The 13,720-nt window shown below is 36.3% G+C and carries 10 protein-coding genes; 6 read left to right on the top strand and 4 right to left on the bottom strand.

What is annotated here, in order from left to right:
- Positions 1-117 precede the first annotated feature (117 nt).
- The 4 genes from ACFZP3_RS06335 to ACFZP3_RS06320 all read left to right on the top strand — a co-directional run bounded on the left by ACFZP3_RS06335 (position 118) and on the right by ACFZP3_RS06320 (position 5,633).
- On the top strand, positions 118-1,521 hold the full coding sequence (locus ACFZP3_RS06335) for a malonyl-CoA decarboxylase (RefSeq protein ID WP_386087066.1): 1,404 nt from the start codon (positions 118-120) through the stop codon (positions 1,519-1,521).
- Positions 1,522-1,600: 79 nt separating this feature from the next.
- On the top strand, positions 1,601-3,397 hold the full coding sequence (lepA, locus tag ACFZP3_RS06330) for a translation elongation factor 4 (protein WP_253309184.1): 1,797 nt from the start codon (positions 1,601-1,603) through the stop codon (positions 3,395-3,397).
- A gap of 477 nt (positions 3,398-3,874) precedes the next feature.
- Positions 3,875-4,736, top strand: a protein-coding gene (locus tag ACFZP3_RS06325; protein WP_386086489.1) for an IS630 family transposase whose coding sequence is annotated in 2 segments (ribosomal slippage) — positions 3,875-4,200 and positions 4,199-4,736 — 864 coding nt in all. Because the reading frame shifts where the segments join, the coding sequence is not laid out codon by codon here.
- A 555-nt stretch (positions 4,737-5,291) separates the two neighbouring features.
- Entirely contained in the window at positions 5,292-5,633 is a 342-nt protein-coding gene (locus tag ACFZP3_RS06320; RefSeq protein WP_386087065.1) for a TrbC/VirB2 family protein, read from the top strand.
- A gap of 43 nt (positions 5,634-5,676) precedes the next feature.
- On the opposite strand, the gene ACFZP3_RS06315 is transcribed toward ACFZP3_RS06320, so the two are convergent.
- Together ACFZP3_RS06315 and ACFZP3_RS06310 are read right to left on the bottom strand one after the other, a co-directional pair.
- A complete protein-coding gene (locus ACFZP3_RS06315) occupies positions 5,677-6,690 on the bottom strand; it encodes a pyruvate dehydrogenase complex E1 component subunit beta (protein WP_253309186.1) in 1,014 nt (337 codons plus the stop codon).
- Between the two features lie 301 nt (positions 6,691-6,991).
- Positions 6,992-7,114, bottom strand: a complete 123-nt coding sequence (locus tag ACFZP3_RS06310; RefSeq protein WP_264687946.1) for a hypothetical protein — start codon at positions 7,112-7,114, stop codon at positions 6,992-6,994.
- 292 nt (positions 7,115-7,406) lie between these two features.
- Here ACFZP3_RS06310 and topA point away from each other — a divergent pair, with 292 nt between their 5' ends.
- A complete protein-coding gene (gene topA, locus ACFZP3_RS06305; protein WP_386087064.1) occupies positions 7,407-9,857 on the top strand; it encodes a type I DNA topoisomerase in 2,451 nt (816 codons plus the stop codon).
- A 164-nt stretch (positions 9,858-10,021) separates the two neighbouring features.
- On the opposite strand, the gene ACFZP3_RS06300 is transcribed toward topA, so the two are convergent.
- On the bottom strand, positions 10,022-10,849 hold the full coding sequence (locus ACFZP3_RS06300; RefSeq protein WP_265017441.1) for a rhodanese-related sulfurtransferase: 828 nt from the start codon (positions 10,847-10,849) through the stop codon (positions 10,022-10,024).
- Between the two features lie 129 nt (positions 10,850-10,978).
- Here ACFZP3_RS06300 and ACFZP3_RS06295 point away from each other — a divergent pair, with 129 nt between their 5' ends.
- Positions 10,979-12,577 carry an ABC transporter permease gene (locus tag ACFZP3_RS06295; protein WP_264687949.1) on the top strand — a complete coding sequence of 533 codons (1,599 nt, stop codon included), beginning with the start codon at positions 10,979-10,981 and terminating at the stop codon, positions 12,575-12,577.
- A gap of 10 nt (positions 12,578-12,587) precedes the next feature.
- Here the strand turns inward: ACFZP3_RS06295 and ACFZP3_RS06290 are convergent, their stop codons facing one another.
- On the bottom strand, positions 12,588-13,481 hold the full coding sequence (locus ACFZP3_RS06290; RefSeq protein WP_386087063.1) for an Rpn family recombination-promoting nuclease/putative transposase: 894 nt from the start codon (positions 13,479-13,481) through the stop codon (positions 12,588-12,590).
- Positions 13,482-13,720: the final 239 nt, after the last annotated feature.

The following is a 13,720-nucleotide window of genomic DNA, read 5'->3' as shown; positions in this document are numbered from 1 at the left end:
GATTTGACAAACGACAAATTCGTCATCACGCTGCTTGTTAGCGGGATCTAGAGATACCGCGGCGGTATGACGTAGGGAAACCTGACTTGCATTAGCCATGTATAATAAAGGGAATCTATGACAAAAGAATCATTGGTAAAAACTGATATAGTGAAAGTTGAAGACAAAAAAGCGGTAAGAAGCTTTTTTAAAATACTAGGTGGAGTGGCAGATGCTGTAAGATCGTGGATTGGTAACATCGGTCCTGATTTAAGCAACAGTCGCGATATCGATAGTTTAGTCTTGAAGATGAACGAGTGCTTAAACCCAAAGGGAGGAGAGGTTTCAGCACGTAAGAACGCTGTATCTCTTGGTAACCTGTACTTGAGCTTATCAGAGAAAGGTAAAATAAAATTTCTACAAACCCTGGCAGAAAAATTTAATCCGAATAAAGCGGAAATAGATGAGAAAATTAAAGAGTATAAGAAAAACCAAGATCCCGAGTTAAACTATAAATTTGAACAGGATTTAATAAAAATTCTTGAATCACCGCGTTCTAAAATATTGAAGCAATTTATTTCTCTACCAGAAGGCCTCAAGTTTATTGTTGATATGCGTTCTGATGTGCTTAAGCTAAAGAACCAATATAGAAGCTTGAATCCACTAGAGAATGAATTAAAAAATATACTCTATACTTGGGTTGATGTTGATCTACTCGATCTTCGTCAAATCACCTGGGATTCACCTGCATCATTGCTAGAAAAACTTATAAAATATGAAGCTGTGCATAAAATTTCCTCTTGGGATGACTTAAAAAACAGACTAGATTCTGATCGTCTCTGTTTTGCTTTCTTTCATTACAAAATACCAAACGAACCTCTAATTTTTGTAGAGGTTGCATTGGTGAATAAGATTGCAGATAGCATTCAACACCTTTTAGATGAATCAGTACCTTCAAGTGATCCAAGTAGTGCAAGCACTGCTATATTCTACTCAATATCAAATACTAAAGCAGGGTTATCTGGAATCAGCCTTGGTAATTTTTTGATCAAAAGGGTTGTAGAAAAGCTATCGCAAGAGTTTAAAAGTATAAAAACATACGCAACTCTTTCTCCAATACCTGGCTTTACGAAATGGCTAAAAAACAATCTAAACCAAGATGTCACTTTATTGGGCAAACTAAATATAAAACAATCTAGTGCAGAAATTTTAGAAAGTGCAGAGCAATTAAAAACTAACGTTGAATGTACAAATGAAACTAAACAATGCATGCTTAAACTGTGTACATATTATTTACTAAAAGTGAATAATAGTAATGGAAATGCTTATGATCCGGTGGCACATTTTCATTTAAGCAATGGCGCATCAATAAAACAATTAAACTGGATGGCGGATACTTCTGAAAAGGGTATTAGTCAGTCGGCTGGAATGATGGTGAATTATCTGTATGAGTTGCCTAAAATAGATAACAATCATGAAAACTATATGGTTAATAAAGTGATTTCCTGCTCGAAAAAAGTGTCGTCTATGTTGAAGGAGTAAATAGTCTCTTAATAAATAATTGCCCTCACAACACTTAAAATGTAAAATAGTTTTACTAATTAAGTATAGTAGGCCATAAATGAACAACATAAGAAATTTTGCAATAATAGCGCATATAGACCACGGTAAGTCAACGCTTGCTGACCGTTTAATAGAGAAATGTAACGGCCTTGAAGCAAGAGAAATGATCAATCAAATACTCGATTCAATGGATATAGAGCGTGAACGTGGCATTACAATTAAAGCACAGACGGTAAAACTCAATTATACGGCAAACGACGGTAATCAATATTGCCTAAATCTCATGGACACCCCAGGTCACGTTGATTTTTCTTATGAGGTAAGTCGAAGCTTAGCTGCATGTGAAGGTTCACTTTTAGTGGTAGATAGTAGCCAGGGTGTTGAAGCTCAGACTCTTGCAAATGTATATAAAGCTATTGACAACAATCATGAAATAATAGTTGTACTCAATAAAGTTGATCTCCCTGCTGCAGATCCAGAAAAGGTAAAACTCCAGGTTGAGGAAGTAATTGGCATTGACGCAAGTGAGTCAGTTTTAATATCAGCCAAGACTGGTCTTGGAATAAGGGATGTATTAGAAGCTATAGTGACAAAACTTCCAGCTCCTCAAGGTGATGTGAATGCTCCACTACAGGCAATTTTAGTTGATAGTTGGTATGACACTTATTTGGGAGTAGTAATTTTAGTACGAATTAAAAATGGAGTGCTAAAAAAGGGCATGAAGATTGTTATGATGTCTAATAACTCTACATACCAAGTGGACAATATCGGTATTTTTACTCCTAAAAAAGTAATGACAGGTGAACTCTCAGCAGGTGAAGTTGGTTTTATCACTGCTTCAATGAAGGAAGTTGCAGACTGTAGAGTGGGAGACACTATTACTGAAGAGAAAAGACCGTGCAGCAAGGCATTGCCTGGTTTTAAAGAAGTGCACCCTGTGGTATTTTGTAGTATTTTTCCTAATAAAACGGACGACTTTAAATATTTAAGAGAAGCACTGGAAAAATTACATTTGAATGATGCAAGTTTTACTTTTGAAGCAGAAACTTCAAATGCGCTAGGCTATGGATTTCGTTGTGGTTTTTTGGGAATGTTGCATCTTGAAGTTATTCAAGAAAGGCTCGAGAGAGAATTTGATTTAGATCTAACAGCAACTGCACCGAGTGTTATATATAAGGTTACAACGCAAGGTGGTGAAGTTCTGAGCATTCATAATCCTAGTGACATGCCAGATCCAACAAAGATTGAAATGGTAGAAGAGCCGTGGATTACTGCAACTATAATGGTCCCTGACCAATATTTAGGTGAGATTCTATCATTATGTGAAGAGAGGAGGGGAGAACAGGAAGATTTATCTTACATTGGTAACACAACAACAGCATTGTTAAGATATAAGTTACCACTGTCTGAAGTTGTTTTTGACTTTTATGATCGATTAAAATCAATTTCCAAGGGGTATGCAAGTTTGGATTGGGAAATTTCCAGCTATCTGGTAAGCCAAATAGATAAATTAAGCTTTTTAATTAATGGAGAGCCCGTAGATGCACTGGCTTGTATCGCTCACAAAAGCAGAGCAGAAAAAAGGGGGCGTGAAATATGCGCACGCTTGAAGGATCTAATACCACGTCAGCAATATAAAATCGCGATTCAAGCGGCAGTGGGCGGGAAAATTATTGCCAGAGAAACGATTAATCCATATAGAAAAGATGTAACAGCTAAACTCTATGGTGGAGATGTAACGCGAAGAATGAAACTACTTGAAAAGCAAAAGAAGGGTAAAAAAAGGTTGCATTCTATAGGGAACGTAAATATTCCACAGAATGCTTTTATTCAAGCTTTGAAGATAAGTGATTGATCTTAAAAGACTTCTTGTATAGTTTTTGGCAACAACCGTTAGAAACGAAAAAACTTACTTGACAAACTCCGCCAGCCCCCTTATCATGGTACTGGAGGTATTCAGTTATCTTCATCTGTGCAGATTAAACAGCAAGAAAACAACGTAGTTGGCGTCTTATTTTTAATTTTTTGCACTATGTGCACCTTATGTCTTCACAACATTTCTGGGTTTTTACCTATATAAGCTGAAACGCGCTTATAAGTCGTTTAAGACAGTATAGTACGCCAATTTGCAGGATTAGAGAGTGACAACTAGCTAACACGGGGTTTCTTTTGCCTTTTTTTCTGCTTAGTAAATTTCTTAACGTTTACAATTTTGTTATAAAAGTAGCTAAATTGGAGCGTTGAGAGTAAAAAACGCCAATTTATAAAGTTATAGCTCTTCTCATAATAATCCAAACAAGTTAAGATATGGATTTATGGTAGTGGGGTTTGTATGCCAGCAGCGTATAGTTACGATTTAAGGAAAAAAGCAATGGAGGCATTGGATGAAGGAGAAAGTAGAGCAACTGTTGCAGAGAGATTTAAAATTGGAAAAACGACTCTATATGAGTGGCAGAAAAGGCGTAAGGAAACGGGAGATTTTCAGTCAAAAAAGCCTGGAAGCGTAGGATATAACCATAAAATTACTGACTGGAATGTTTTTACCAAATTTGCAAAAAACCATGGTGGCAAAACTCAGTCAGAGATGGCTAAACTCTGGGGTAATATCAGTCGACAAACGATTCACCGCGCACTTAAAAATATTGGATTTACAAGAAAAAAAGACCTACGGATATAAAGAAAGAAATGAAGGAAAGCGAGCTCAATTTTTAAAGGTTATAGCAACAAAACGTCATGAAAATCTTGTATATATTGATGAATCTGGAATAGATAATACAGAAGACTACCCATACGGATATTGCAGAAAAGGAGAGAGGTTTCATTCATTAAAATCAGGTAAAAAAACTCAGCGTGTCAGTATGATTGCAGCTCTAAATAAAAGGAAGATCATTGCTCCATTGACCTTTGAAGGATACTGCAATAAGGATGTTTTCGAGGCTTGGTTTGAGCAGTTTTTAACTCCAATTTTAAGGTCTGGCCAAACTGTAATTCTTGATAACGCTACATTCCATAAATCTAAAAAAATAGATAATCTTGCTAGAGGAGTTGGTGCTGAAATTCTTTATCTTCCTCCATATTCTCCAGACTTTAACGAAATTGAGCATAATTGGTTTGCTATAAAGAATAGAGCTAGAAAAAATATCCCTATTTTTAAGTCTTTCCGTCAAGCTGTTGATTCTGCTTTTTTATTCTGACTATTATGAGAAGAGCTATAATATAGATAATTAGCCAACCATGGGGTTCCTTTTGCCTTTTTTTTCGTTTGGTAAATTTCTCAAACATTTATGGCTAAAGTAATTTAGGTTCACCGACAACCGTCATCCCGCTACGTGTTAGCGGCTAAGAGATACCGTGAATAAATCACGGTATGACGTAGGATTGCTGTCATCCTGCTGCGTGTTAGCGGATGAGATACCGCGGCGGTATGACGGTTCGTGGCGGTATTACGGTTAAGCAATTCGTCATCCCGCTACTTGTTAGCGGGATCTAGAGATACCGCGGCGGTATGACATAGGACTGCTGTCATTCCAGCGCGTGACGCTGGAATCTAGAAAAAAGAAAACGGATCCCAGTGTCTGGGCACTGGGATGACATCGTTTACTATGTGATATCGTGCCATATTACAATGTTCGTGCAGTTGTGTGTCAACTACTTTTGTGGCACCGTTTGTTATTCAATCTTTATGCTAGCTTTACTAAAAATTATAATATTTTAGGTATAATTGCAATATCTAAATTTAAGGTATAGGGATGAACCCTAGGAAAGTTTTTAATATTCTTTTTATAGTATTATTTATTTCTTTTTCTCATGTTGGGAGTGCTGCCGCTGACACTAATGCTGATACAACTGCTCAAGTAATATGTAATATTATTGGCTACGTTTGGGGAATAGGTGGACCGCTTATGACCGTAGTGATAATAGGTGCAGCTTTGCTTGCGATATTTGGTAGAATGCCATGGCCAGCTCTTTTTGCACTCGGTATATTTTATGCTGTATTTTTCGGTGCTAAAACTATTGTGACAAAAGTAATGGGTGGTATAGGTGGAAATACTTCTTTGATGGACCAATGTGGAGTGGACAAACAGAAATAAATTCCGATAACATTTTGCCAGTAAATTGCTTTTATATATTGTATTAGAAGTTAAAAATTATTTTTTTTCTAAAACAGACCTGATGCACGGCTTCAACTATATCTTCCACTTGTGGTAATGCTTTTTTTTCTAGATTTGCAGCGTAAGGTAAGGGGATGTCCTTGCCAGTTACGCGCATAACTGGAGCATCAAGGTAGTCAAATCCTTGTTCCATAACAACGGCTGACAGCTCTGCTCCTATTCCTGCAAATGGCCATCCTTCTTCTACACTAACTAACCTATTAGTCTTCTGAATAGAGTTAATAACAGTTTGAGTGTCAAGTGGTCTTAAGGTTCTGAGGTCAATAACTTCAGCTTCTATACCTTCACCTGAAAGTAAATCTGCTGCGTTTAAAGCATCCATTAATTTCAGTGAGAAAGCAGTGATAGTTACATCCTTTCCTTCCCGTATAACAGCAGCCTTGCCTATCTCAAGTAGATAATCTTTATTTGACAGCTCAGAGTCAGAAACTTCATGTTCATGTCCGTAAGCTATTTCGTTTTCTAGAAATATTACCGGACTCAGGTCACGAATTGCAGCTTTAAGCAGACCTCTGCAATCGGAGGCAAAGTAAGGTGCTATCACTTTTAATCCCGGTATATGCGAATACCAAGATGCAAAGCATTGAGAGTGTTGTGCAGCAACTCTTGCTGCAGCACCATTTGGCCCACGAAATACTATGGGGCATCCAAGTTGTCCACCTGACATATAATTTGTTTTTGCTGCAGAATTCACGATTTGGTCGATAGCCTGCATAGAAAAATTAAAAGTCATAAATTCGACAATTGGCTTTAATCCAGCGAATGCTGCTCCAACAGCAAGGCCAGCAAATCCATGTTCGGTAATAGGCGTATCAACCACTCTATTTTCTCCAAACTCTTTCAGTAATCCTTTTGTTACTTTATAGGCACCATCATACTCTGCAACTTCTTCACCGATGATCAACACGTCAGGGTCGTTTTGCATTTCTTCTCTGATCGCTGTGCATAAAGCTTCTCTTACACTTAAGGTTGCCATTTATAAACTTTTATAGACTTTAACTAAAGTAACTATATCAGAATTACTAGGAAGCGTACAAATTAAGTTTTACAAACTGACCTTACCCAGATGATATGAATAAGTATTACTTGGTTGAAAGCAAGAGAAGATAATAACTTCTCAGAGTGGATAGGTGGCAGTTCTTTTGAGGCACTGTCTGCTCTTACATGGAGTGTAGGAAGAAGACCTCGTGACCCAGATTCTGCCACCGATGAGGCTCAGTCACCTTTTGATAGCCTGAAGATGGCTTTATGTTTCCTGTTTCTTTTTTCCTTTTCCTCTATAAATATATTGTTTTTATATTCAGTTTAAATATTTCACTAATTCTTTTTATCGTCATTGTTTTTTCATCAACTGCTTTGAGAACTCGTTCTCTGAGGTCTTCACTATATGGGCTTGGCATTTTTCATCTCTTTAATATGCCATTATAACCTATTCTATCCTTCAGGTAAACCTTTCTTGGGTTAGCTATAGCAGTGGGAATAGCAGTTGGAGCTTATTGTCTGGTTGCTGCTGCAATCATATACTATTGTAATAGACCTTCAAATTCACTTGAAAATAGCAAGGTCTAAGGGTTTTCTGGAAACCATGAACAACCTACTCTGTAAAATTCACAAGACCTATTAAAATATTTTTTTACTTTTCATCGTATATTTCTCAACATATTATCTTTAAATACTAAAATAATTAACAATATGGCATTATTAATAGTTGAATCACCTGCGAAAGCAAAGACAATAGGCAAATATTTAAGTAAAGAGTTCAAAGTAGCTGCATCCTTTGGACATGTGAGGGATCTTCCAGCAAAAAACGGTTCTGTCGATCCGGATAATGATTTTGCTATAAAGTATGAAACCATTGAAAAAGCAGAAAAGTATATAAAAGAGTTAGTAAAAGCAGCGAGTAAAGCATCAGATATATATCTTGCAACAGACCCAGACAGAGAAGGGGAAGCAATGGCTTGGCATGTGATAGAGACATTAAAAGAAAAGAAAGCAATCAGTAATGAAAACAACATTTATAGAGTAGTCTTTAATGAGATAACAAAGAGAGCAGTTCAAGAAGCAATAAAGAATCCACGTGAAATTAATATGGACTTAGTGCGCGCACAGCAAACACGCAGAGCTTTGGATTATCTAGTTGGATTTAGCTTGTCACCGCTGCTGTGGACAAAATTGTCGGGAAGCAAATCTGCGGGGCGAGTTCAATCTGTTGCATTAAAGCTTATATGCGAACGAGAAGATGAAATCAGTAAGTTTATAACACAGGAGTATTGGAGCATAAAGGCAGAAATGCAAAATAGCAAAGATGAGGCTTTTTTTGCTATGCTGAGTCACTATGACAATAAGAAGCTAGAAAAATTTGATATTAAAAATGAAGAAGAAGCAAAGAACTTAGTCAGGGAGATTGAATCAAGGCAATATGCTGTAAGCACAGTAGAACGCAAGCAAGTTAAGAGAAATCCGCTTCCTCCATTTATTACCTCTACTCTACAGCAAGATGCAGTGAATAAGCTGTATTTTAATGTGAAAAATGTTATGCGCATAGCGCAAAATTTATATGAAGGTATCGATATTGGTGGTGAAACTGTAGGGTTGATAACTTACATGCGTACAGATGGGTTTCATATTGCAGATGAGGCTATAAACTCAATTAGAGGGTCAATTAAGTCGTTATATGGTGATAAATATTTACCACAGTCTCCTCGTAAATATGTAAAAAAGGTCAAAAATGCTCAAGAAGCACATGAAGCAATTCGTCCAACTGATATCAATAGAACGCCGGGTAGTATTAAGGATTACTTAACGCCAGAGCAATTTAAATTGTACGATTTAATCTGGAAAAGAACCATTGCAAGTCAAATGGAATCGGCGATTCTTGATCAAGTGGTAGTTGAAATTAGTTCTACTGATCAGAAAGTGATTCTGCGAGCAAGTGGATCAAGTATATTCTTTGATGGTTTTTATAAAGTCTATCAAGATAACATGGAAGCCGAAAATGAAGGCCTGCTACCTGCCATGAAGGAAGGGGAAGCGTGTAAGCTGATTTCAGTTGAGCCAAAACAGCATTTCACTCAACCGCCACCTCGTTATAGTGAAGCAAGTATCGTTAAAAAAATGGAGGAAATCGGTATAGGCCGTCCATCAACTTATGCGACAATTATTTCGGTATTGCAGGATCGTGAGTATGTTACACTGGATAATAAAAGATTTATTCCAAGCAGTCGTGGTAAGATCGTTACCATATTTTTAGAAACTTTTTTTCAGCGTTGTGTAGAGTATGATTTCACAGCACAAATGGAAGAAAAGCTTGATTTAATCTCAAATGGACATGCAGATTGGAAAAAAGAATTGAGCCACTTTTGGGTGCCATTTTTTGGTCATGTAAATTCTGTCAAGCAAATGACACATGATGAAGTTTTCAGCGGCATTCACGATTTGGTAGTTAATTGGTTTTGTTCAGAGGAAGGAAAAGAAGAAATAGGTAAGAAATGCCCTGCTTGCTCTGATGGTATATTAAAATTGAACTTTGGGCGAGCAGGAGTGTTCCTTGGATGCTCTAACTATCCTGAATGCAACCATACAAAAGAAATTACAGGTAGTAATGACAATTTAGAATATCCAAAAAGTTTAGGTGTAGATGATATAACAGGCCAAGAGGTAGTAATTAAAAAAGGTCCTTTTGGGCTTTACCTTGAGTTTAATAGTGAGTCCAAAAAGAAAAAAACAGTTTCCATACCAAAGGATCTAAATGTTAATGATATTGATCTGAATACCGCTACTCAGTTACTTTCCTTGCCAAAAGTAATCGGAGAACACCCTGAGACCGGAAAGGAAATAAAAATAGGCCTTGGACGATTTGGGTACTATATTTTTTATGATGGTAGATATTTTTCTCTTAAAAAAAGCTCTAAAGAGGTGCTGAATACAGAATTGAGCGAAGCTGTACAAATTATTGCAAACAGTCCATGCAAAGAGTTAAAATCTCTCGGGGTTAATGAAAAAGGAAAAGAAGTTTTCATCTGCAACGGTAGGTACGGATTCTATATAAAATGCGATAGAACAAACGTTGCTTTGGGTAAGAATGCAGATATTGAAAGCATAGATTTGAAGAAGGCTTTAGAGTTGATTAAGGGTAAGAAATAGACTTCTTGCATAACCATATGCTCTTTATTGTCATTCCAGCGCGCGACGCTGGAATCTAGAAAAAAAGAACCTGGATGCCAGTGTCTGGGCACTGGCATGACACCCTTTCTGGTAGAGGTTGCTCTCAAATCACAACGTGCATACAACTGCAGCGGCATGATGTTTTATTTATTATAGCTATAACACTGAAGTTTACAATCAGAACAAACCACTTGGCCACGTGGAACTGACTTCAGCTTGTCCGTTGAAACTTGATTTGAGCAGAATATACATTTTATTGTGTTGCTTGGAGTAAGTGAGTTGTCAACAGTAATTCTATCATCAAAAACAAAACACTCACCTTCCCAATTACCATTTTTATTATAAGTTTTTTCAAGGTAAGAAAGAATGCCGCCTTTCAGGTGGTATACATTGTTAAATCCAAGATTTTTCATGTACGCTGTTGATTTTTCGCATCTAATCCCACCAGTGCAGTACATAGCTACTTTCAGGTCTTTACTCTCAGAGAAAGACTTTGCCCACTCAGGAAAATCGCGAAAACGCTGAGTATGTGGATTGATTGCATTTTTAAACTTGCCTAATTTCACTTCATACTCATTTCGTGTATCTATTACTAAAACGTCAGGTTGAGAAGTAAAATCATCCCAATGCTCTGGATCAACATATTTACCCTTAAGGGAAATATCAAGATTGCCTACACCAAGATTCACAATCTCTCTTTTTAATTTTACCTTCATCTTGCTAAATGGTTGATATTCTGCTGCACTCTCTTTCCATGTAAGGTCCCTTAGCCTATAATCAGAACGTAGAAAATCGAATATTTTATCAATCGCGTTTCTTTCACCAGATACGGTTGCATTAATACCCTCTTCTGCAAGGAGTATAGTACCCTTTAATTCAATGTTGTCGCATGCAGTTTTTATTTCGTCTTTCATGTCATAATAATTAGAGAGTTCTACAAAGTGATAGAAAGTTGCAATGACGAAGCTCATGATTATTCACTTATCAACTAAAAACATGATATACAAAATTATAAAGATATTCAATAGTACGGCTGTTAATTACTGGATATCTTCAGTTTTTACATATAACATTTTAATATCAAATATAGATCCAAATTAATGTTTTTGAGAGTATTTAAAAATATATTCTTATTTTTAGTAAGTATATTATTCGTCTGTCCTATACTATCGTTAATATCGATTCTATTTACAGAATCAGCAAATTCTGGATGGGTAATCAGCACACTTTTCCCTGAATATATACTGAGTACGCTAATTTTGATGATAGGAGTGGGGGGGATATCCTTCATATTTGGAGTGATTCCAGCATGGCTCACCACATTTTTTTCATTTCCTGGAAGTAAAATTTTTGAGATTGCTTTGTTCTTTCCGATATCGATTCCTGGATATATAGTAGCGTTCGTCTATGTAAATACACTAGAATTTTCAGGTCCGGTGCAGAGCTCATTAAGAGACATTTTAGAGTGGAGCAAAGGTGACTATTGGTTTCCTGAAATAAAATCCCTAGGTGGTGGAATATTAGTAATGGGATTTAGTTTATATCCATACGTTTATATGCTAGTCCGCTCAAGTCTAAAGAATGTTAGTAACTCAGTCACTATTGCGTCAACACTTGGGTTCTCCTCATTACAGAGCCTGTTTTCTGTCATCATACCTTCCATACGTCCATCAATTATAGCTGGGTTGTCCTTGGTACTAATGGAGGTAATTACGGATTTCGGCACACCACAGTTTCTTGCTATCGATACTTTTACGACAGGAATATATCGCACCTGGTTTTTACTGCATGATAAATATTCAACTACTGTTTTAGCAGTTGCAGAATTGATTTTCGTTGCAACACTAATAGCTATCGAAAAGAAACTACAAAAAAAAGGAATATCTTACTCTTCAATCAACGCTAATGCAGATTATCACAACAAACGGAGTGTAAGTGGCACTATACCATTGATCTTTGCTTATCTTATGTGTGTATTGCCGATATTAATAGGTTTTATTTTGCCAATGATTCCGCTCATATATTGGAGCATAGAGAAGGGGTTTTTCATATACGAAGCAAGGTTCTATAATATAATAGCAAATAGCGTTAGTTTATCATTTATCACCGCATTAATCTCAATTAGCATTGCAATAATGATTGGATATACGGCGCGTAAAAGTAAGGTAATCAATAATGTAGCACGTCTCATTTCTTTAGGCTACGCAATTCCAAATGCAATTATCGCAATTAGCATAATAATATTTTTAAGCAGAATATCTTCTTTCATTACTCAATATATTGTGGAAATTAGCTTGGTAGGAACTATTGGCGCATTAGTTTACTCATATTTATTTCGTTTTTTTGCTATATCTTTCAAGGCAGTAGAATCAGGGCTCAAAAAAACACCAAATGAAATTGAGTGGACTGCATATACCATGGGTCATGGGCCTATTTCCACATGTTTGAATGTTCATATCCCTCTCATCAAGAAGAGTATATTATCGGGATTTTTGCTCGTATTTATGGATACTATCAAGGAGCTCACAGCAACACTCATTATAAGACCATTTAGTTTTGAAACTATATCAACTAGAATATATGAACTTGTAAGCGATGAGCGCTATAGAGAAGCTGCCCCATTTTCGTTGATAATAGTTATAATAGGCTTAATCTCTACAATAACCTTATTTACACTTGATGATAAGGATAAAAAATAAACGTAACCGTTCACAGATTTCCACTTAATTCTTCAATCTCACTAATAGAAAGGCCAGTAAACTTGACAATAGTGTTGACATCAACATTATTAGCCAGCATTGCTTTTGCGACTTCAATTTTCCCTTCAATTTTTCCTTTCTCTATACCTTTTTGTATACCTTTCTCTTCAGCAAGATCAAGTCTGTATTCAAGAATGGCTTCTTCTTTCCGTAGATCCATTATTCTTTCTTCGTAAGCTACTAAATCTTTTTCGTTCCAACGAAACTTGTCTAATTCATCATATGCTAGCTTTATTATTGGCGCTTTTTCTGCAATTTTCTTTAGATCTTCATCTGTCGTTTCTTCAGCATATTTAAAGAAAAATAGCCAACGATCTACTATGCTTTCTAGCTGTTCTACTTTGCTTTTTGTAAATTTAGGTAACTCAATAAAGACAAATTGAAAATCTTTTAAGTAATGGCCGTTGGTTTTTATATCACGTATATTATGAGTAGAGATATAACCAACTTCTTCAAGAAGTAAGTTACAATTGGAAATAGCAATAAAGAAGACTTTCTTTAAATCAATGTAGTTGCCAGATTTATCTAATTGTCTTGAGTAGGCTTTAGCGGCATATAATTGAGCGCGTTTTTCGAAGCCCTTGTCTCTAGCGAGCTGCATTTCTGCTATATATCTATTTCCATGAGAATCCTTGCAGAGAACATCAACAATACTTTGTTTATCAGAGGCAACTTCGGGATCCATAATAGTGCTAAGAAACTCAACTTCTTGTATTGCATTTATCTCAGTAAACCCTAAAATATCGTTCAAAAAGTGGATCAGGATATTCTTATTTTTTTCCGTTCCAAAGATTTTTTTGAAACACAAATCATTGCGAGGATCGAGAAATTTTGAAAGAGCCATGGCAAAAATGCTTGAAAATATTAATAATTATACACTATTATTAACAATTATTCAACCATATTTTTGAAGATAGCTATAGCTATGCTGCCGCGGTATCTCTTAGCATAGATCCCGCTAACAAGTAGCGGGATGACGAGGTTATCGTCATCCCGCCGCGGCGCTAACTAGTAGCGGAATGACGGTTTTTCAAATTGTCGGTAAATCTAAGTCAGTTTAGCTATAGGCAGCAATTTTCTGTA

The organism is Wolbachia endosymbiont (group A) of Norellia spinipes (assembly GCF_964273535.1).
Note: the sequence above shows the minus strand (reverse complement) of the source record. Positions and strands in the feature narration are given on the sequence as shown.

Excerpts from the sequence above, each read along its gene's own strand:
- ACFZP3_RS06295 (WP_264687949.1), top strand. The coding sequence starts at position 10,979 with ATGTTTTTGAGAGTATTTAAAAATATATTCTTATTTTTAGTAAGTATA.
- ACFZP3_RS06335 (WP_386087066.1), top strand. The coding sequence starts at position 118 with ATGACAAAAGAATCATTGGTAAAAACTGATATAGTGAAAGTTGAAGAC.
- lepA (WP_253309184.1), top strand. The coding sequence starts at position 1,601 with ATGAACAACATAAGAAATTTTGCAATAATAGCGCATATAGACCACGGT.
- topA (WP_386087064.1), top strand. The coding sequence starts at position 7,407 with ATGGCATTATTAATAGTTGAATCACCTGCGAAAGCAAAGACAATAGGC.
- ACFZP3_RS06315 (WP_253309186.1), bottom strand. The coding sequence starts at position 6,690 with ATGGCAACCTTAAGTGTAAGAGAAGCTTTATGCACAGCGATCAGAGAA.
- ACFZP3_RS06320 (WP_386087065.1), top strand. The coding sequence starts at position 5,292 with ATGAACCCTAGGAAAGTTTTTAATATTCTTTTTATAGTATTATTTATT.
- ACFZP3_RS06310 (WP_264687946.1), bottom strand. The coding sequence starts at position 7,114 with ATGCCAAGCCCATATAGTGAAGACCTCAGAGAACGAGTTCTCAAAGCA.
- ACFZP3_RS06300 (WP_265017441.1), bottom strand. The coding sequence starts at position 10,849 with ATGAGCTTCGTCATTGCAACTTTCTATCACTTTGTAGAACTCTCTAAT.
- ACFZP3_RS06290 (WP_386087063.1), bottom strand. The coding sequence starts at position 13,481 with ATGGCTCTTTCAAAATTTCTCGATCCTCGCAATGATTTGTGTTTCAAA.